General features: G+C 40.3%; 15 protein-coding genes. 6 read left to right on the top strand and 9 right to left on the bottom strand.

Going from position 1 to position 21,756, the window contains the following annotated elements; translation table 11 throughout:
* Positions 1 to 17: 17 nt before the first annotated feature.
* The 4 genes from I5907_RS08355 to I5907_RS08340 form a co-directional block, all read right to left on the bottom strand.
* Entirely contained in the window at positions 18 to 3,227 is a 3,210-nt protein-coding gene (locus I5907_RS08355) for a SusC/RagA family TonB-linked outer membrane protein (protein WP_196990259.1), read from the bottom strand.
* 188 nt (positions 3,228 to 3,415) lie between these two features.
* A complete protein-coding gene (gene miaA / locus I5907_RS08350; protein ID WP_196990258.1) occupies positions 3,416 to 4,324 on the bottom strand; it encodes a tRNA (adenosine(37)-N6)-dimethylallyltransferase MiaA in 909 nt (302 codons plus the stop codon).
* A 161-nt stretch (positions 4,325 to 4,485) separates the two neighbouring features.
* Positions 4,486 to 5,646 carry a sigma-54-dependent transcriptional regulator gene (locus tag I5907_RS08345; protein WP_196990257.1) on the bottom strand — a complete coding sequence of 387 codons (1,161 nt, stop codon included), beginning with the start codon at positions 5,644 to 5,646 and terminating at the stop codon, positions 4,486 to 4,488.
* Between the two features lie 114 nt (positions 5,647 to 5,760).
* Positions 5,761 to 7,293 carry a hypothetical protein gene (locus tag I5907_RS08340; protein WP_346266772.1) on the bottom strand — a complete coding sequence of 511 codons (1,533 nt, stop codon included), beginning with the start codon at positions 7,291 to 7,293 and terminating at the stop codon, positions 5,761 to 5,763.
* Between the two features lie 562 nt (positions 7,294 to 7,855).
* Between I5907_RS08340 and I5907_RS21765 the strand changes: the two genes are divergently transcribed.
* The 3 genes from I5907_RS21765 (at position 7,856) to I5907_RS08330 (ending at position 8,679) form a co-directional block, all read left to right on the top strand.
* Complete coding sequence (locus I5907_RS21765) at positions 7,856 to 7,981, top strand: hypothetical protein (RefSeq protein WP_283016268.1); 126 nt, start codon at positions 7,856 to 7,858, stop codon at positions 7,979 to 7,981.
* Positions 7,982 to 8,198: 217 nt separating this feature from the next.
* Positions 8,199 to 8,399 (top strand): hypothetical protein, encoded by a 201-nt coding sequence (locus tag I5907_RS08335; RefSeq protein WP_196990256.1) that lies wholly within the window; start codon positions 8,199 to 8,201, stop codon positions 8,397 to 8,399.
* A 28-nt stretch (positions 8,400 to 8,427) separates the two neighbouring features.
* Complete coding sequence (locus tag I5907_RS08330; RefSeq protein WP_196990255.1) at positions 8,428 to 8,679, top strand: hypothetical protein; 252 nt, start codon at positions 8,428 to 8,430, stop codon at positions 8,677 to 8,679.
* A 151-nt stretch (positions 8,680 to 8,830) separates the two neighbouring features.
* Here I5907_RS08330 and I5907_RS08325 read toward each other — a convergent pair whose 3' ends face one another.
* The 5 genes from I5907_RS08325 to I5907_RS08305 all read right to left on the bottom strand — a co-directional run bounded on the left by I5907_RS08325 (position 8,831) and on the right by I5907_RS08305 (position 18,614).
* Positions 8,831 to 9,319, bottom strand: a complete 489-nt coding sequence (locus I5907_RS08325) for a hypothetical protein (protein ID WP_196990254.1) — start codon at positions 9,317 to 9,319, stop codon at positions 8,831 to 8,833.
* 100 nt (positions 9,320 to 9,419) lie between these two features.
* Positions 9,420 to 11,387 (bottom strand): DUF3857 domain-containing protein, encoded by a 1,968-nt coding sequence (locus tag I5907_RS08320; RefSeq protein ID WP_196990253.1) that lies wholly within the window; start codon positions 11,385 to 11,387, stop codon positions 9,420 to 9,422.
* Positions 11,388 to 11,395: 8 nt separating this feature from the next.
* Positions 11,396 to 13,342 (bottom strand): DUF3857 domain-containing protein, encoded by a 1,947-nt coding sequence (locus tag I5907_RS08315; RefSeq protein WP_196990252.1) that lies wholly within the window; start codon positions 13,340 to 13,342, stop codon positions 11,396 to 11,398.
* Between the two features lie 202 nt (positions 13,343 to 13,544).
* On the bottom strand, positions 13,545 to 16,844 hold the full coding sequence (locus tag I5907_RS08310; RefSeq protein ID WP_196990251.1) for a tetratricopeptide repeat protein: 3,300 nt from the start codon (positions 16,842 to 16,844) through the stop codon (positions 13,545 to 13,547).
* 408 nt (positions 16,845 to 17,252) lie between these two features.
* On the bottom strand, positions 17,253 to 18,614 hold the full coding sequence (locus I5907_RS08305; RefSeq protein WP_196990250.1) for a glycoside hydrolase family 140 protein: 1,362 nt from the start codon (positions 18,612 to 18,614) through the stop codon (positions 17,253 to 17,255).
* Positions 18,615 to 18,918: 304 nt separating this feature from the next.
* Here I5907_RS08305 and I5907_RS08300 point away from each other — a divergent pair, with 304 nt between their 5' ends.
* The 3 genes from I5907_RS08300 (at position 18,919) to I5907_RS08290 (ending at position 21,575) form a co-directional block, all read left to right on the top strand.
* Positions 18,919 to 19,707, top strand: a complete 789-nt coding sequence (locus I5907_RS08300) for a universal stress protein (protein WP_196990249.1) — start codon at positions 18,919 to 18,921, stop codon at positions 19,705 to 19,707.
* Positions 19,708 to 19,887: 180 nt separating this feature from the next.
* The gene (rsmA, locus tag I5907_RS08295) at positions 19,888 to 20,655 is read left to right on the top strand and encodes a 16S rRNA (adenine(1518)-N(6)/adenine(1519)-N(6))-dimethyltransferase RsmA (protein WP_196990248.1); all 768 of its coding nucleotides are present in this window, start codon (positions 19,888 to 19,890) and stop codon (positions 20,653 to 20,655) included.
* Positions 20,652 to 21,575, top strand: coding sequence for an NAD(P)-dependent oxidoreductase (locus I5907_RS08290; protein ID WP_196990247.1), 924 nt, complete (start codon positions 20,652 to 20,654; stop codon positions 21,573 to 21,575). Before rsmA ends, I5907_RS08290 begins: the two co-directional genes overlap by 4 nt.
* The last annotated feature ends 181 nt before the right edge of the window (positions 21,576 to 21,756 follow it).

Below are 21,756 nucleotides of genomic sequence, written 5' to 3'. Positions count from 1 at the left end.
GACCAAATAAGTTAGGATTAGAAATTAAGATTAATGCCAATCAAATAAGACGGCGTGTGTGGATAATTACCCTGATCAATACCCAGATTTGTTGCACCTGCGGCACTACCAGGATTATTAACATCTGTAATTGACTGCAATTCCGGATCAAGTCCCTTATACTTGGTAATGGTAAAAAGATTAGCAGACTGCAAATAAATTCGGAAATTCTCAATACTTAATTTCTTCAAAAAGTTAGAAGGAAGTCTGTAACCAATCTGCAGTTGTTTACAACGTAAATAAGAACCTTTACTTAAAAAATAACTGTTCACAGCCTGATCTGAACTAAAACTTCCTGTGTTATAAAGTGCAGGTATAGACGTATTTGTATTTTCTGGAGTCCATGAATTTACTGCCACTTCTCTCCTTATACCGCCCTTGAAGAAATCCGGGAAGTCGGTGTAGTATTGTGTTTGATTAAAAATGTCATTTCCTTTTGATCCATAGAAAAATGCTGACAGATCAATATTCTTATAACTTAACGCTAAGTTCAGACCATAAGTAAAATCCGGGTGGGGATTGCCGATATATGTTCTGTCCTGATCATCAATCTTACCATCCGAATTTACATCGCGGTATTTGAAATTACCGAGTCTAGATCCTGATTGAGTAGGAGATTTATCAATATCTTCCTGGCTCTGGTAAAGACCAACAACCTCGTATCCATAAAATGCACCTAAAGGATGGCCAACTTCATTACGCTGAATCTGAACATTCCTGATTGTTGGACCAAAAAAGTAACCTGAACCAGGGATAGAGATGATCTTATTTTTATATGACGTAAAGATTCCGGTTACATCTAACTTAAGATCTTTATTTAGGTTTGCATGATATGTAAGGTTCAGATCTATACCTGTGTTCTGGTTGTCAGCAACGTTAACATACGGTAAATCTGCGTCTCCCACAAGAATAGAAGCCCATTGCGGACCCTGAGCCTGATATAATAGTCCGTTCACTCGTTTTTTATACCACTCAATTGTTACGTCTATTTTATTTTTAAGGATAGTGGCGTCAATACCAACATTTGTTATAACGTCTTCTTCCCATGTGGTGCCGGGATTTCCTACATTACTTTTATAAAATCCTGCGTATGGAGTTGTGCTGTTTCCACTTATATCATAGGCAGATTTACCTAAACGAGTGCTGTAAAGATTGTATGGATTTGTATTAAGTACGTTACCAGATGTACCCATAATACCCCAGCTTACACGCAACTTTAAATCATTAAAAAAGGAGACATTCTTCATAAAATTTTCCTGAGATATTCTCCACGCTGCGGATGCTCCAGGAAAATATCCATATCTCACATCTTCGGCAAAAACAGAAGCACCGTCTCTTCTTATACTCGCATTTAAGAGATATTTCCCTGCATATCCATATTCTAGCTTAGCAAACTGTGACCAAAATGAACTTTGATAGGCACCACCTGCATTAGATTGAGCACCAGTTCCTGCACCTAATACCCAATAATTGGGATCTTCAGAAAAATAATTGCTTCTCGTACCCGATAGATTTCTTCCATAGTAATTTACGGCCTCTGTACCTAAGAGTAGTTTCACATTATGATTACCGAAACTGTTGTTGTAAGTCAAAGTGTTTGTGAAAGTCCAGTTAGAGTTATAACTTGATCCTTCAGAAAATGAATTTGCACCTGTGTTACCTTCAGCATTTTCGTAACCTACAAAATTGAAATTATAGTAATAATTATTATCTACAACTCCTCCAAAACTTGTTCGGGCAGTAAAATGTTTCAACAAGTCAACCTCAGCAAATACATTACCCTGGATATTCCATTTATTAGAACGATTATCTTTTGTTCTGTAAATATCCGCGTAAGGGTTACGTGCATTACCCAAATCCTGAGATTTTGTTCCGGCAAAATTTCCCATTATATCATACACGGGAATAATTGCATCCTCACGAAATGCAACACTGAAGGGACTTCCTTCACCCTGATTGCCAAACTTTGGATTTTGCTGATAGAAAACAAAAGCGTTCTCCCCAATACGAATTTTATTGCCTACATTAAAGATAGTGTTAGCTCTCACAGAATACCTTTTATTATACTGAAATCGAGCTATGCCCTGCTGATTCAGATAACCAAATGAAAAGTAAAAAGCACTTTTATCAGTACCGGAACTGACAGATATGTTGTGACTTTGCATTGGAGCATTCCTGGTTATAACATCATACCAATCGGTACCAATCTTATTAGCCTTGGTTATCTGATTTGAATTGATATTGTAGAGTTCAGGATTTGTACCGGGATCTCCTTCAGAAGCGCCTGCAGGAGTAATGTAATCAGGAATTACGGGCGTTGCTCCATATCCAAATTGTTTGTGCCCCCAACCTTCATCACCTACTGAAAGACCTGAATTGATACGCTGCTGCCAAATAGCATTACCTTCCTCAGCAGTGTTAGCCATATCATACCCGGGACCTTTAGTTGTTACTCCATAATAGCCATCATAAGAAACCTTGGCTTTACCGGCCTTTCCTCTTTTTGTTGTAACGATGATTACGCCATTTGCACCTGCCACGCCATAAATCGCTGCAGATGCATCCTTTAATACCTGGATTGACTCAATATCATTTGTATTAATGTTTGTGATGTTTCCGCGAACACCATCAATAATAACCAATGGCTGGTTATTACCGAAAGTGGTCACTCCGCGAATACGAATGTCGCTCGGCGCACCTGGCTGACCAGAACTAATAACTGTAAGACCTGAAGCACGACCTTGTAATGCTTCCTCACCGGTACCAACTGGTACCTGTCTCATGTCTTTTACGTTTACTACCGCTACAGCGCCGGTAATCTCTTTTTTCTTTTGTGCTGTATAACCTGTAACAACAATCTCGTCTAAAGATGAAGATTTTTCTTTCAGGGAAACAGTCACGGATGACTGGCTTGTAACATCTACTTCCATGTCGTCAAAACCAACGGAAGAAATTACGAGTTTGTTCTTACCGGAAGGAACATTAATTGAAAATGAGCCGGTGGCGGATGTTGCTACACCCACGTTTGTTCCTTTAACTAAAACTGAAGCACCAATGATGGGCTGGTTGTCTTTTGCACTTGTAACAGTACCCGATACTGTTTTTTGTGCAAATGCTGTAGCAGATAGAAAAACGAAGAAAAAGGCTGCGCATAGGCGCACAGCCAAGCAATCGATTTTTTGTCTCATAAGCGGGCAAGTTATGGTTGTGTTATTTAATTGGGACGAGCTAAAATTAGGGAATTAATCTTTTGTTAAAACAAAAATGAAAAAAAAATTTTATTGTGTCTTTGGTACACATTGACGCTTGTGTTTTGTTGACACAATGGTAGTTGGATTTAATTGATTTTTAATATCTTAGACATATGCGAAGAAAATTATTGGAATGCTAAATTTTCATCAATCCAAGACAATAATTCATCAGAATTACCCCAGATTATACCATCCATCTTCCTAAACCATGTGAGTTGTCTTTTCGCGTAATGCCGGGTATTTTGTTTGATTTTTTCGACTGCACCGGAAACCGGCATTTCATTTTTAAGTGCAGCGAAGATTTCCTTGTAACCAACAGTTTGCAGTGCATTTACATTCTGCCAGCTTAAAAGAGAAGCTACCTCATCTATTAAACCTTCTTTCAGCATTTGATCTGTTCTTGTATTGATGTAGCTATACAACACATCTTTTGGTAACTGAATGCCAAGCGTTATAATATTAAAATCCCGATCCTTTTTATTGCCTCTTCTAAAGTCTGTAAAAGATTTGCCTGTGGCTAATTTTACTTCCAGCGCACGCATAAGTCTTTGCGGATTTTGTTGTTCCGCCTGTGACCAAAACAAAGGATCCTGGCTTTGCACTTCATGCTGTAGCCATGACAACCCTTTTATTTCATAAGCATTTTGAATTTTGCTTCGCACGATTGGATCTATTGCTGGCATTTCATCGAGACCTTCGCAAAAGGCTTTAACGTATAACCCCGTGCCACCGGCCATAACGGCAACCCTGCTTTTTTGAAAAATTTTGTCAACTGCATTAAGCGCATAAGTTTCAAAAACCTGGGCGGTTACATTATCGTGTATTGAATGGGAGCTGATAAAATGGTGCTTGACAAGCTGCAGTTCTTTAGCAGACGGTTTTGCAACACCAATATTCAACTCTTTATAGCATTGCCTTGAATCTGCGGAGATGATTTCTGTATTAAAACGTTGGGCAAGTTGAATGGCAAGTGCCGTTTTACCGGATGCAGTGGGGCCTGTAATAATTATTACTGTATGCTGTTTTTTGCTCATGATTAGTTGTACAGACTAATAAGCGTTCAATATTTAAGTGGCGCAAATGCATATTAAAAATGCCAGACGCTTTTCGAATCGATGCTCAGATATGTTCCCAAAGTACAAGAGTGCGACGCAACAGGCGATGATTAATGTTTCTACTGCCGGTTACATAAAAATTACCTTGGCGCCACATAACTTTTTACATCAGCTTCTGTAATGATTTTACCTGAGAGAATTACCAGTCTTTCAACAACATTTCTCAGTTCGCGTATGTTGCCTGTCCAGTTATGCTCCTGTAACTCCTTCATTGCTGTAGGATCTATGGATTTTTTGGCCTGTCCGTAATCTTCTGCAATATCTTCCAGGAATTTTTCTACCAGTAATGGTATATCATTTCTTCGTTCATTCAGCGAAGGCACATGGATCAATATTACGCTTAGCCTGTGATAAAGATCGAGCCTGAAATTCTTTGCTTCAGTTTCTTTCAACAGGTCTTTGTTGGTAGCGGCAATTACACGCACATCGACAGGTATCTCTTTGTCTGCACCTACACGTGTAATTTTTCCTTCCTGCAATGCACGTAACACTTTAGCCTGTGCGCTTAGACTCATATCTCCTATTTCATCAAGGAAAAGTGTACCACCGTTTGCCTGTTCGAACTTACCAATGCGTTGTTTGATTGCAGAAGTAAATGAGCCTTTTTCGTGACCAAATAATTCGCTTTCGATAAGCTCCCCGGGTATAGCTGCGCAGTTAACCTCCACCAACGGCCCCTCTGCGCGGCTGCTCTTTTCATGTATCCATTTTGCCACCAGTTCTTTACCTACACCATTTTCACCTGTAACCAACACACGTGCATCTGTTGGAGCTACTTTTTCTATTGTTTCTTTAATCCTGCTTATTGGCTCGCTGCTGCCAATCATTTCCTGCACACGATTAACACGGCGCTTTAGCACCCTTGTCTCTTTACTGAGTTTATTTTTATCCAGCGCATTGCGGATAGTAATCAGCAGCCGGTTGAGATCTGGTGGCTTTGCAACATAATCGTAAGCGCCTTTCTTGACCGCATCAACAGCAGTTTCAATGGTACCGTGGCCGCTGATCATAATAACGGGCACATCGGGCAATTTTTCTGATGCCCTGGTAAGAAATTCCAGCCCATCTAACTTTGGCATTTTAATATCGCAAAGCACCACATCGTAATTCTTTTCTGTAAATAACTTCCACCCTTCTTCGCCATCTGCCGCCTCATCTACTTTAAAGCCCTCATAACCCAAAATTTCACTAAGGGTTTTGCGTATGGCCCTTTCGTCGTCTATAATAAGTATGTTAGACATGATAATACTTGTTTGCCGCTAAGATATATGTAATTGTTTGTGCAAGTTATAAAAGAAAGTTAACGCCTGGTTTGTGCGGACGATATGGTTCCCCGTTTTTTGCTGACCAGAATACTACGCAACCTTTTGTGTGTATTGGTTTTTATGCCTTTTTTGCCTGTCCAGGTATTTACCGTGAATTACATCGCCCATGGATTTGTTGTAAACTTTTCCTTCGAGCCAGGAGATAACGTCGAGGTATGCGAATGCACGTGTTTCGAAACGGCTTTTTTCGAGGTGCTTAATCTTGCTGAGAAATTTTTCCAGTTCAGGCTTCAACTGGCGCGTAGTTAAACTAAAAGAAGTCCGTACAAATCGGAACATCTCTTCTTCAACCACAGTAAGGTTTTTCATCCTGGCCATGAAGCGATATACTGACTTCATCAATGATTCAATGATATCATCGTTGCCCATTTCATAATGCGACATGAGGTGTAAAAGACGTGCGTAACATTGCAGATCGATACGCAGATCGGCGCTGTCTGTAATAATTTTCTGCAGGAAATCTATGGCCCTGCTATAATCCCCGTTGCCAAAATAAAGGGATGCAATTTTATAATTGAATACAAGTATGCGATGCCTGTCTATATAGAGACCATACTCTGCCAGTTTCTCTTCAATATACGGTACGGCTGCAAGCCCTTCTTTAAAAGTACCGGTCATTAAATGCCAGTTTATCTTGGCACTGTAGATGTAAACAAATGTGTGAATGCGAAAGTTGTCATGCAGGTTGGCAGCCTCGGTTTGTGCAAAAGTCTCAAAATCATGTAAGGTGATCTCGAACTGTTCAAAATTGCGCAGGTCGAAATGTGCATTGAGCAGATTGTGCATGCCTTTAATATAGTGCCCGGTTTCCACGGCTATCATAGCCGGTTCTTTTTCGAAGAGACCGATCCACTTTCTGCTGTAACGGTAATACATCAGGAAATCCTGCTTGATAAAGGCATACCAGCTGTAACTCTGGTACAGGTACATGAGCTCATAAAAGTCTGTAATACCTTCTACATGTTGCGGCAGGCTGCTTTTGAAGAATTCATTGATGGCCTTAATATCCTGGTCGTGCCGGGCATGACCATTCTTAACATACCAACGATATAGGAGCAATGCCAGGTTCGATAGCTGGGAAACACGGGTGATATGACCGCTGATATCATTTGATTCGACTGCGAGGTATTCCGTTTTTTCGAGGGAACTTCTTGTAATATGCAGTGTTTCAATCTTCTTTTCCAGTGATATTACCTGGGCCAGGTAATTGTATTTATGATTTGCTTTTGCAAGCTCTTTGGCTTTTTCAAGAATTTTCAGACTCTGGATTTTAAGACCTTTATTGTATAATATCCTGGCATGATCAAGAAGTTCACTTAATTGCAGATCAATGCTTACCGAAGTTTTCAGTAAGCGCAGGCTGCCAAGCAATTCTTTATAAAGATGTGTTTTTAAATTTGCCAGCTGCGGCTTTGTTACAGGCGAAAGTCTTTTCAACAGGTGTTTCTCGTCATACTCCTCCATTTTATCCATTGCATCAAAAAGCTGAATTATTTTGAGGTCTTCTTTTGCAGAACTCCGCTTTATATACAGCTTAAAATGCCTTTTTTCAGCCTTTTCCAAGGACCTTACCAATTGAAATAATGCGTCTGTAAAACGGTTGGACATCATAACGAAAATCTCCCAGAACTCAATGCCATCAATAGTTTTAACAAAATTTATCCTGCTTTGGCATCATTAAACAAGGACTAAATTGATTATAACAGTGTGTAAACGCGTTATACATTTGTACTCGTAAACGCGAAACACATAGCAGGCAATCGTTAGAGATAAGCAAAACAAGCAAAAAGTTAAGAGGCCTGAAAAGCAACTTAAGGTTGCAAAACTAAAAAAGATTATTCAAGAATTTTCATATGGCAAGCAATCGTTAGAGGCCGTCCTGTTTCCACAGGAGGGCTTTTTTCATTTTGGCCGTCGAATATACTGCTAATTAGGTAATTGCAAAAAAATACTTCGCTTTTTTCTTAAATGACCAAAAAATTATGTTTTTCCGGCTTTGGAGCGCTACTCATCCCGGTTGTGTCACTCACTTGTACTGTATAACACTTTTCGGCTGTAGCGTTCTGGAATAATATTTGGCTAATAGGGTTAAAAGAAATCTGACACAATTAAACCGGGCATCTTTATGACAAACAAATCCAAAAAAACAGCCGGCATACTACTTTCGGCAGCCGCCATTCTCGCAGTAATATGGTTTATAAAAAAGAAAGAAAAAGAAGAAGTTGATGAATATGATTGGATAATGTGGTAAACAGTTTGTTAATAATAACTATAAAAACTGTATTGCAATCTTTATTGCGCACAATATCAATAGCTTGTCATTGCACTAGTTGCCGGTTATCGGGCTTTATTGCCGCCCGGACCAGGTATATGAAAAATTGCTATTTACCGTGATTTTTCACCACAAAAACGGTGGTTTTTCACCTTGTAAATGAGTTTTGAAAAATTAGCTTTGCATTTCAAAACTTATGGAAATGGAAAATATTAGCGAGACTGTCATGTTGTGTATGATTACCATTGCTGCGATTCAGTTTATTGTTATTTACTTTCTGGTGCGCCACACAGTCAACGAAAAAGAAGAAAATTCTACACCGCATAAAAAAATTGTAGAATTATTGAAACCTGCACACCGAAACAGTGAACAACTAAACAGTGAGTGTTGTAATTAATTTTGTAAATTGTATTAAATGCTAACTTATGAGGCCAAATGTACCCTTCCTGGATTATAAACAATCTTCTGAATTCCTGGTAATATTGGGTTTGTATTACGAAACAAAACATGCTTTACTTACTAAGCAGTTGCCGAGAGTGCCTGCAAATGATTTCAGGCGCGTACACGCTTCGCAGGCTGTTGCGGATACTGGCAACAGGCAACATTATGGCATAAAACAAATCATTACCGCACAGGTAAGTGGGTTGATACCTTCTTTCAAAAGGTCTGCTGCATAGCCATATTAAAGTACGGATAATGATTTGCCTTTAGCTTTTTGCGAGGCTGCTGAGGTTGATGTTGTACGCACATGTTTAACAGCGTATAAAGCGTTGAAGAGTGCGACGCAACGATGTTTAATAGTAGTAATACAGCCTGGCTCCAAAAAAATTACAACATATTGTTGCCAATGAACCGTAACTCCCGGGGCGAGAAACCATTTAGCATTTTGATCTTTAAGAATGCGAAAAGCATTTCGTTTTGCTGAGACCTGATAAGTTCCCTGATTTCCTGCTGTACCTGTATGTCATTTATGATTGCACGAAAAGACCGGAGGATTTTCTTTTCATACGTTCGGGCACATTCGAAAGGGCAATTAGGCTGATAATCATCGTTCTCATCTTTTTTTACATGAGAAATGTCGTTTACAGGAAACAATTGCTGTAAAGAAGCAATTGCATTTTTTACCTGTTCTTCGTAAGGCGCTGTTTCGATAACAAAGTTTAGAATGTTGTTTCGTAATCCCTTTTCTTTTGTGTTAAGTGCAATCTGTTCCATCTTTATCCTAACTGCGCTGAGCAGTTCCCGTAGCGGTTCCAGCCTTGCTAAAGTGTAGCGCATGCTTACTCTTTCCTGAGAATTAGGTTGAGTATAAATCATGGCGGTATATTTCCAGAAAAGTTACGAAACTTTTAGTGCTGGTGTATGACCATGATCAGCTTAAATTTTTTGTTGTTAACACTGACGCATTGCCGGCCTATTAATTTTCTTTTTGTAACACCAGTGTAATTTTATTGAAGTCGGCAGATGCATTGATTACCTTTTTAAAGTCTTCAAATTGCTCTAAAGGATAATAAATTTTGGCATAGGTCTCGTAAATATTTACGGTAACTGCATTGCCGGATTTCGTATAGTTGCTTACAAAGCCCATTGTTACGGTATCGTTTTCTTTGTGTACCACGCTCAGGTTTATATCGTCGAGATTTTTGACGCTGTAACCGCCTGGTATTTCAAAAACAATCTTCCTGTTCAACACATGCGGGTAAGGCAATTCAACAGGTAGATGCCGTGGTTTTTCCTGGTACATTTCTGCCTGCTGACCGATGATTTCACCGAGTTTAAATAAGACTTTATTGCCGGCGCGCTCAAGTAGCGTAGTGCTTTTGATATCTGCGCCGATTGTCAGCGGTTTATTGTCGAAATAATCGTTGAGGTTAGTACCCTCAATTTTTATATTGGAAATATCTTCACTGCCAGCCACCCCTTTAATAATTTCTTTGTTTGCTTCATCCTGTTTGTCTTGCGGCAGGAATGTATAAATGGGCCTGTAATTAGTGGCGCCATAGCCTGTAAGTATTTGCCTGCTTGAAATGATAACCGTGTCCATTTCACGGGAAAACTTAATTGCAGCTTCCATATTCATGGCATGCTGATCAAAACTTTCTGCACCTATTGTGGCGAAGCTGCCTACTGCTGTTTTTAATTCGCCCACCACTGTTCCTTTTAGAAACAGGCCTTTTGTGTATATATACTGGTATGGTATGTAGGGATACCTTAATTCAACATTAACCGGTGAAATGAATTTTTTTACTGAAGGAAAATAAATGATCATATCATCAGCCCTGTCCCAGTTCTCAAGCTGTTCATCTAACGTAAAGCCGGTTCTTGTGCCGGGGTAAACCAACTGGTAACTGATGTTCATTTTGTCAAATACACCTGCAAAAAGCCTGATGATACCTGAATGATTAGTGGATTTATTCTTTACAATGAATTCAATATTTGCTGCCTCATCAGCAATCAGTTCTTCATTTACATTAATGTTGGTCTTTATATAATCTTCAATAGCAAGAATGGCATTGGCGGTTTTTAGCGCATCAATGGCAGGCATCTTTTTAATGAACGATTCAAGCGCTTTTTCTTCTTTGGAAGTGCGTACTGTGTAATAGGGATAAACCTGCTTTGCAAGATCTTTCCAGGTATACATCCTGATGTTTTCATTTTTTGAAAGATTATAACTTAGCTTGTAGTCTACTCTCTGCAGGTATGGGTCTGTAAATGCATATTTCTCTTCTTCCATCTGGTCTATGTTATCAGAGAAGCCGGCAATGATACGTTCCTCGCCTATTAAAGAATCCTGGCTAATCCGGAAGCCGTTGTAACCTTTAACATCGAATTTTAAATGAGATGGCGTACTCAGGACAAAGCGTGTGCTTTGGGACGGAATGTTACCACGCTGGAACACTTCTGAACCAAAAATTGAAAGGGGTCTTTCTTCCTGCCATGAATACTCTACTTCGCAACCTTTTTCGAGGCCGTCCATGGCAAAAAGCTTGTAAAGCCTGCCATCTTCTTCTATCTCTTTTATGGCGGACTGTGAGAGTTCAATAATTTTGCCGCCTGGTAAAATTGTTCTTGCTTTTATATTCTTTATGGATGATGATCTGTAAAGGGGAATGTAAATCTTGTTGTACATTTCAATACCATTGTCATCCATAATGTGGATTATAACGTGGTCTGTTTCATGCACAACAAGGTCTTCTTTTATCTTTACATATTCTATTGAACGCTCATCAAGAATTGCGACGGCGCTGGCAGAATCGTATCTCGTATTTACTTTATGCAGTACTGGTTTATCTTCCCATTTTTGCTGTGTATCATAATTATACTCCTGCGCATAACCATTTGTTATACCAGAAAATATCAACAGTGCCAATAGCGATCTTTTCATATTGTAAATTATTTACGTGCCTCTAGCACCACTTGTTCTTTATATTGATTGTTTATTTTTTTTACGGCGTTGTTCCATTCAGTAAAATCTTTGGGATGCATCAGCAGGTAATTATTACTCATTTCCTGCATGGCAATAACTTTATTTCCCTGTTGCGTATATTTTATAGCAAAACTGAATATGCCTGTATTGAGATTAAAGTCTTTCGGTATATAGGTTACATTATACGATTCCGGAACTTCCAGGATAGTGTATTGTTTGATGAGATATTTATACTCATTCTCCAATGGAACACCTTTTCGTTTTGCGGTATCAATAATGCTGTAGTCTGTAAAAAATTTTTCGAGGTTGAGATTAATGTATAATTCATTGGCTACCTTCCTGCTGTAGTCAGGCACTTCAAAATCTGCTTTGATGTTTACAGATTTATCGGTTGCACTTAACTTGTTTATAGTGTAACTACCAAGGATAAACTTATTGCTTGCTTTACCCATGCGGTATTTTACATAGTCTTTTGTTTCTTTTGCATCGCTGTACATTAACCGCGTATATACATCTGAACCCATATAACCATTATAATAAACACTTGAAAAGCCTTTTATACCATTGCCGCTCAATGTTATGTATGTACTGTCTACCACAGAACTTTTGGCCACATCCACTTCCGGCACGCGGATGATTTTGTATTCTTTGCCGGAAATACCAATCAATGCCTGTTTGCCTTGTATAAATGCACTTGGCAACCCGAAGATGCAGTTGGGATCTGTACCATCGAGAAATATCCAGTCATTATTTATGTTGAGTGCGGCTATCATGTGGTTATCTGTAATGGGCAGCGCAACCTCTGTATAATCATACGGGATGTCTCTTGTGCCAATCCATGTAAAGTATGCTTTTAGACCTGCCAGTTGCAGCAATGCCGTCAATACACTTGCCATGTCTTTACAATCTCCGTAGCGGCGTGTACATACAACAGCGGCCTGGCGTGGCACAAAGCCTTCAAGCCCATCTTCAAAAGCCACATACTTGATATTTGATTGTACCCATTCGTAAATCTTTCTTGCTTTGGTCAGCTCATCTTTAACACCCAACGTTAAACTATCAGCAAGCTTTTGCAAATCTTTTGTATCGGTATTCACATTATTGATAAACCCATAATTCCATTTATAGAGATCATTAACATCATCGAGAAAATTAACCAGCTCATTTTTTTCGTTCCTGTAGCTTACCAGTTGTACAATAATATGAGGTTCGTAATAGGATGCGGCAGGCGCATTAGAAAAACGGGCTGTAGGCTTTACATCTGTAGCTGTAAAAGTGTAGATGCGCTGACGGCCTTTGGAGGTTTCCTCTACTTTTACTTTTTTGTCTGCATCGTTGCGGATGGTGTATTTAATCTGCATTTCTGCGGGAACCGTTACAATATAGACTGCCTTTATAACAGGCATATACGACTCGCAATAAAATGGTGTTATCAGGTGTACGTCTTTGTGTGCCTCTGAATATTCCATATGCGCTACCGCACCTTTGATGAGTGACGGAAAATCGAAACCTGTTTGTTTGGTATCGTCGTAAAAAACGCTACGGCCTCTTGCGCTTTCAGTCTTTACATCAGTAACCTTTAGCTTATTGTATTTTCTGCCATCGGGCACTTTTGTATACGCTTCAAACTCCAGCAGTTTATTGTAAGAGCTGTTGTAGATGTATTGCCGGTTATAAACACCGTTTGCTTTGTCGCTTAAGACTAAAATATCCTGGTCTGTTTTGCTTTCTGCATACGGCTGCCCATCTTTGATGGATAACGTTAATGACTCATACATATGCTCAATAACCGCATATTCATTTGGGTATTTTGCTGCAATCTCATCAAAATCCTGCGCAGACAATTGTTGTGATGCTACGACACAGACTACAACAAAAAACAATTCCTTTACTTTTAATCGCGCTGTTTTCACGTTTTTTGATTTTTTAGTGATCATCGGGCAGCAATACTCTTGCCCGCCGCACCATTATTTTAAACACACTTCACACGCAAGATTGCATTACAGATTGCCTGAGAAAAATTATGATGACCGAACCTTGCTGAATAATGATATGCCGTACAAGAGTGCGACGCAAGTAAAGCTTTATAGCAGCAATGCAGCCCGGCCAACAGGTTTACTCTTTTATTACGTTTACCAGCAGGTCGTAATAATACACACGTGTCTCTTTTAGCTTTCCCGTTTCGTCGTACAATTTACTGGGGCCATTCAATTCTCCGTTGTACCAGTTTTCTTCTAATCTAACCTTTCCATTGGGAAAATAAGACCTGGCTACGCCATGTTGGTTTCCATAATAATACTCTTCTTCCCGCTGCTTTTTGTTGCCGGTATAATAAACCTTTCGCGGACCATGCTGATAACCGTGTATCCAGGCACTTTCTACAAAAAGTTCTCCGTTGGTATGGTAAAATTTACGCACGCCATCTATTTCATTGTTTTCATAATTTACTTCCACACTTTTATTCCCATTGCTATAGTACGCAACTATTTTTACTGTACCGTTTTTTACCGGTATTGGCGCAAGGAGCTTTCCATCTTTACCGTTGTACGTGTAGCTTACCACTTCATCATTGTGATAGTTGAGCTGCAATGCCGGCTCATTATTATCTCCATAGTAAATATACGGGCCTTCGAGATTGCCTTTGTGATAGGTGATAACCCTGTCTTTGGTGCCGTCATCATTATATAATATTTCTGTACCTTCTTCTTCTCCATCTATATAATTCTCTATATAATTTAGTTTGCCATTGCTGTAATAATATTTCCATTCCGCGGTTTTGTCGCCCATATTATAGCGTCCTTCGCTTCTTACTTTGCCGCCATAAAAATATGTTTTGCTAAGGCTGTCTCTATAACCGTTTTTGTAGTGAATAAAAGTATTTGGTGTACCATCGAAAAAGAATGCTTCGTAGTTGCCCTGTACCATGTAATTACGATAAGCGCTTTTTATATACACTTTGCCGTTGTAGTGCTTATAAACAAGATCTCCGTTGCCTTTGGGAAAATCTGTTTCTGCAAGAATGTTACCCATTGTGTCATACTGAATTGCTTTGCACAACCAGCCATTTTTATACAACTCTTCATAGTCTTTTTTCCCGTTGGCTGAATAGTAAACAGTATAACCATTCTGGTCATTATCCAGGTAATAAAAGGATGACACGGGTGTTCCAAAAAGATTATACGTAATATGCTCTGCCTCTTTAGACCCGCCATTATAATAGCCATTGTACCGCTTGTTTCCGTTTATATGAAATCCTTTAAGGATGCCCTGTTCATTATCATTTTCAAAGTTTATTTTCTCGGACACTTTTCCATTGGTATAATAGATCGTTCTTTCACCCTGCAACAAACCATCTTTGAAATTTGCTTCTGTACGCACTTTACCCGAAGCGTAGTAATAGGTAGTTTTACCTTCCCGGTAGCCATCTTTATTAAAATAGCCCTCATCTGTTTTTGTACCATGCGCATTATAAAAAGTAAGATTACCGGCGCCGCGACGTGTAGTGAAGTTATTCACTGCATTGCCTTTTTTATCGAAGAAAGAAAGCTCTCTCAGGCGGCCGTTCTCATAAATACTTTCACTGAATTTGATGCCGTCTTCATCAAAATTCTCTTCTTTGCCATCAACCTTGCCATTGTTATAATTTTGTATTTGGCGGGGCTTTCCATTTTCGTAGTAAGTTTTGTAGGGCCCTGTTAACTTACCGTCTTTATATGCATACTCACTTTTGATCTTTTTATCATCATAGTACTCTTTCCATTCCCCGACCAATTCATCATCTGCATAATTACCTTCCTGCGTTAATGTTCCATTGGCTGCAAATACTTTATATAAGCCGTTTAGTTTACCATTTGTATAATGTTTGATTACGTGTACTTTACCATTGTTGTGATAACCGGTAACCTCCCCGTCTAATTCATCATTTTTATAAATGGCCACATAATCGGGAAAACCATCGTACGTGTATCCTTTTTCTTCGCCTTCTCTTTTATCATCGCTGTAATTGCTGGTTCTTTTTATAAGACCGTTGTAGTAGTAAACTTTCGTTGGCCCGTTCAGCTTATCATTTTTATACTCGTTTTCTTCTGATGGATTACCATTGTCGTACCACGAATACACTTTGCCATGTATTTTACCGTCTGCAAAAGGGCAGGTTTGCTTTAACTGGCCATTCTCATGGTAATAGCTCCACTCACCTGTTTTTTCACCGCTGGCATCAAATGTGCCTTTTGATTTTACATTTCCATTTTCAAAATAGAAGGTCCACGGGCCGGTAAGTTGATCTTCTGAACCAACAGTTGTCCAGCTACCAATACCCAGCAGGTACCCATCTGAGAAATAATATTTTTTATTTGCATCTGTTCGCTCGTTTACCATCAGTTTGCCGGTTCTTCTTATGCCTGTAAAATACAGGCCGGCATCGTTTGCAAAGGCATTGATCTCTTTTTTGTTTTTCTGGTTGTAGCTTTTTACTGCTTTAATATCAAGACCGCTAAACATGTAATTCACCATGACATTAAATGATCCTTTTTTATATACATCTGTAAAGAAAGGAACATAATACTGCATCCAGAACCCTTTGTCTGCCTCATTGTACTCCAGCTTTTCCATGATCACCTGTAACTGCCTTGTTATTGGGTCTTCCAGGTCTGTCTTTAACTTGTACTTTGCATTAAGCGCAATCTTGCTGATGACAATTTCCTGCAACAGGTCAAAATCATCATCACTCCATTGTTTGGGCGATGCCGTATATTTTGTAATATCATCTGCAGCATTGGCAATGCTGCTCAGGAATTTTACACAGTTACCTGCATATTTACCTTCTGTACCCATCAGCAGGCATGTTGAAAAGCTGAGCATTGCAGGTACTACCTTACCATCCTTTACGGCACAGGCACCCAAAAAATAATGAGACGATGGATGATAAGGATTGATCATTAATGCTTTTTCAAAACATGTTTTTGCGTCTGCAAAATTGTCTTTGTGGTAGTATACAAGACCTTTGTTAAACCAGCCCTGGTAATTGTATGGATTACGCGTAAGCATGCTGTCGTAACTGCCAAGCGCCTCTTTTGTTTTACCAAGACCATCATAGCTGTTTCCCAAAAGATTGTACCAGTCAACAGCTTTTTCAGGATAAGCCGCCATGCCAAGCCTGGCATAACTCACGCTGTTGTCAAACTGGCTGTCGAGGTAACTTGCATAAGATAACTCATGTAAAACACGCTTATAATTGGTATCGTTGCGCGATACTGTTTTGCATGCTGCTATTACTTTTTTGTAATTGCCCTCTTCGTAATATTTAACGCATTGCTCTAAAACTTCGCCACTGTTCAGCGGCTCATCGTTATTTTGTGCATGCAAAGAGAGCGAGAGAAAACTCAGGATAGCGACAAATAATGGTTGTTTGTGCATGGGGGTTTTAGGCTTAAAATTGAAACACTATGCTTTATAACGCAAACTAATGCCTCCATCTTATAGATGCCTGAATATTTTATTAAAATTGATACGGCCGCCTTTATTCTTTTATTTTTTGGTGCCGGCAGCAGTAATACTTATTATCGCCTGTTGTGTCACTCACTTCAGGGTTCCACTTTCATGGCGGCTGCAGGCTCCGGATGTACCAGCGCAACACGTAAAGCGCAGGCAGCAGGGTTTGAGAGGGAAAACATAAGCGGTAAGCCAACAGTAGCGTACAACCGTGCAAACTCCGGGGGGAATATCATTCTTACAGACTGTATTCCACATTCAGCAACACAAGTGATAAACTCCTAAATACAGATCAAGGCGTAACCCATCATACGACCAATACGGGCCATGCCGCTATCTTCCTTCTGGCGGGGGGTAATTTTTAGAGGCATCATCGAGTACCAGTACCCAATCGCTGCCCCTGCCAACAGATGTTGGTGTAAATGTTTTCTTCCCGGTGTTTCCAAATTCACCAAGTTTGATTGCCCGCCCATCCCTTGGGTTAAACCACCAGCCGCGTATGGTTCCGGCGGCAATGCGTGACATATCTACCGTGGTCTTTATTCCATAAGGAATATACACAAACATAAAATCTTTGTCTGCCGAAACCGCTGCCACCTTATACTCCACCCCCTCCGGGTTTTCATCGGTAATCACTGACTGATCCATTACCAGTTTTTGCCAATTACGCTTTTCGAACATCCTGCGCATGTAACCCACACAGAATGCCCCGCGGTAATCCATGGCTGTTTGCCAGTGTGTTCTTGCATTGTTTACCGGTACACGTTCTTCTGTATACATTTGCCATATATTGTGGTTGCCATATGTATGCCCGGCACCACCGGAAAGCATGTTCCAGTATGCCGCTTCCCGTGTGTCAAAATCATCCATCCAGCCTTTTTCGCCTGGGTTCCAGTCGTTGGGGTGATCTTCATAGTTTGGTTCACCATTTATATGCGGTTTTATTACTTCCAATGCATAAGCGTTTATGTTTTGCTTATAGTCGGCGTTACCTACTTTATGGCCTGTTTGAGACATATGAAAATCAATCCACGCATCTTCGGGAAAAAACTCGTAAGAACTATGCCCGCCGTTGGGGTGAAACGTCATTAAATGATTTGTATCAACACTTCTTACACCCTCTGCCATTGCCCTGATGATGGAGAGGTGAACATCATTTTGCGGCATACGGTCGCCACCCATTACCCAAATGATATTGGCAGCGCCGGCGTACCTCTTTGCTATCCATGCACCATATGCTTTTGCATTTTGTGCATTGAATATTTCCGGCCCCACGCCCCATTGGTCTTTATACCATTTATCTGCCCATGTTGGCAACATGGCAATGTAAAGGTTTCGTTTTGCTGCTTCCTTTACAATAAAATCAACATGTTTAAAGTATGCTTCGTTGGGTTTGGCCGGGTCATTGTCAATAAGCGGCTTATCGCCGTATACGTTAGGTGTATTCAAACCGTCGAGCTCTGCAAGTACAACAGCCTGTATTACGGTAAAACCTTTGTCTGCGCGGTTTTGCAGGTATGTAACAGCCTCTTCCCTGCTTAACCGGTGAAACAGTTCCCAGGCGGTATCTCCCAGCCAGAAAAATGGCGTACCGTCTTTTTTCTGCAGGTAATGTTTATCGGCACCTATGCGTAACTGGGCAAAGAGGTGGACAGTGATTGTAACGAACAGCAGCAGGCAAACTAATTGTTTCATAGAAAGCATTATTGTATTGAAGATAATAAGACGGAAACACTTCTCCTAAAAATGAATACCCGCTAAGATCTTCGCACTGCCCAGCAGCGTTATAGCCGTACAAGAGTGCGACGCAACGGAAGCTTCATTTTTATTCCGCTGCCGGGCTCACAAAAATTTTTACATAATTATACTTTATGATTGATATAACTATGCTGCGCTGTGCGATCTTATTTTTCTAAAATGAAACGGCGCAGTTGATATGGGTTTCATAAAAAACAATAACTTCATTGCGATTAATTTACTATACAAAACCAACCAGCTTATGAACACTGTTATTGTTCCGGTAGATTTCTCTGATACATCGTTGAATGCGGCAGAATATGCTGCCAATTTTTTGGCAGGCCACTATGGCGTTGAACTGATCTTATACCATTGCTATGAAATGGATTTTGGTGATGTAAACGCACTTGAAAACCTGGAAAACCTTAAAAACAGGCTGCTGGATATTACACCACTAAAAATTACTTTGCTGGTAGAGCAATCGGAAGACTTTTTAGATGAACTTGAAAAGCTTGCCCGCCACCGCCAGGCAGACCTGGTGATTATGGGTATAACCGGCGGTAAATCGAGAGCAGAACAACGTTTTATGGGAAGCAATACCCTGAAGCTTGCAGACAACAAATATATTCCGGTATTGATTGTACCCGAAGACAGTAAATATACGGGTATGAAAAATGTTTTGCTGGCAACAGATTTAAAAGATGTTGTTAGTACCGTACCATCTGTGCCGGTAAAAAAGATATTGAAAGAATTTCAGCTGAGCCTGCACATTATTAATGTAAACGAAGACCATTACATAGCGCTTTCTGAAGAGTATGAAGGCGAGAAGAAAAAACTGGAAACGATGTTTGCTGAGTTCTTTCCGCAATTCTATTTCCTGCGCCTGTTTGATGTGGAAGAGGCCATTAACCAATTTGCATCTGACAAAAGCATTGACCTGATTATTACTGTACACAGGGAGCATTCTATTTTTCATAAACTTTTTATCAACAGCCATACAAAGAAACTGGCTTTCCAGAGCAAGGTGCCGCTGCTGGTGGTACATGAATAAAAGCAGGCAAAAAAGAAGGTTGAAAGATTAGGGCTTATTAGGCTTAGGGCATAACGAATTAAACACTCCGCAAAAAAAAACGGGGTGTTTTTTATTTTATCTATCCACAAGAAAACAAAAAAAATCGCACCTTCTACCCTCGCATTGCCTCATTGCCTCATTGCCTTACTTTTGCCCTGCATGCAGTACACGCTAAAAAAATCACTTGGCCAGCATTTCCTGAAAGATGAAAACATCAGCAGGAAAATTGTTGCAGCATTGGAAGAAACGATGCACAGCACCGCCATCAACAAAGTAGTGGAAGTAGGCCCGGGCGCAGGCGCTATCACAAAGTATATGCTTGGCCTGCACGGTATTGAATTTAAGGCCGTAGAGCTTGACGATGAAAAGGTAGCTTACCTGCTACATACCTACCCGGCACTAAAAGATAAGATCATTCACCAGAGTTTTCTTGATGTAGCGGCACCTTTTACTGATCCGTTTATTGTAATTGGCAACTTCCCTTATAATATTTCCACGCAGATCGTATTCAAAGTACTGGAATGGAAAGATCTTGTTCCGGTTACCATTGGTATGTTTCAAAAAGAGGTGGCCCAACGTATAGCTTCCGGGCCGGGCAGCAAGGTCTATGGTATTATGAGTGTGCTTACACAGGCTTTTTACAATGTGGAGTACCTCTTCGATGTACCGCCCGGCTGTTTTAACCCGCCACCAAAAGTAATGAGCGGCGTAATAAAACTGCACAGGAGAAAAGACAGCATAGCAGTGAAGAGTGAACGGTCTTTTGTTGTACTTGTAAAAGCCGCCTTTAACCAGCGCCGTAAAACTTTACGCAACGCTACCAAAAGCCTTTTTACAGAAGACGAACTGACAAACGATATTTTCAACAAACGGGCAGAACAACTGAGCATTGCAGATTTTGCCGCCTTAACGTATAAGATGAAATGAAAAAAGTTTTAGTTACTGCCAAAGTCCACGACTCTTTAATTGAGCGCCTGCAGAACAGTGGTTACGAAGTATTATTTGAACCCGCCATTACATACGATGAATTATTAACCGTTATCGAAAATATCACCGGGCTTATTATAACAACAAGGCTGAAGATAGATCGGCCTGTGCTAGATAATGCTACACAACTGCAATGGATAGGGCGGCTGGGCAGCGGTATGGAACTTATTGATGTGCCTTATGCGGAATCAAAAAACATCCGGTGTGTTAGCAGCCCCGAAGGCAACCGCAATGCTGTTGCCGAACATACGCTTGGCTTATTGCTTAACCTGACGAACAAAATCAGCAGCAGCTTCGATGAAGTAAAGCAGGGCAAATGGATACGGGATGCCAACCGCGGCACTGAGCTTAGCGGCAAAACAGTTGGCATCATCGGCTTTGGCAATACGGGCTCAACCTTTGCAAAACTGCTGGCTCCTTTTAATGTTACCGTACTTGCGTACGATAAATACAAGCACGGTTTTGCGCATGATTACATACGGGAAGCCGCACCGGAGCAGATCTTCCGCTATGCAGACGTTATAAGCCTGCATATACCGCTTACAGAAGAAACGCATCATTATGCCAATGAAACATTTTTCAACGCATTCAAACAACCACCTTATTTTCTTACAACCTGCAGGGGTAAGGTTACAGATACGGCGGCACTCATCCTTGCATTGAAAGAAAACAAAATAAAAGCCGCCGCACTCGATGTGCTGGAAAACGAAAAGCTGGAAACACATACAACCATGCAACAGGAACAATTATCCTGGTTGTGTACGCAGCCCAATGTAATCGTTACACCACATATTGCCGGTTACAGTCACGAAGCATATTACCTTATGGCAAAGATTGTGTTAGACAAACTGGGTATTTAATATTATGTACCCGGCAGTATTGCTACTATTAAGCTCCTGTTGCGTCGCACTCTTGTACTGCATAACTATATTGGGCAATAGCGATCTTCATGCCGCGTATAGACCCTGTACAAACCCAACCATTATAGAAAACCCGGTAAGCAAATCCTGTGGTACCAAACGCTATTATTCAATAATTGAC

The sequence above is a fragment of the Panacibacter microcysteis genome (genome assembly GCF_015831355.1).
GTDB lineage: Bacteria > Bacteroidota > Bacteroidia > Chitinophagales > Chitinophagaceae > Panacibacter > Panacibacter microcysteis.
The sequence above is the reverse complement of the archived record's forward strand: the minus strand, read 5'-3'. Positions and strand labels throughout refer to the sequence as shown.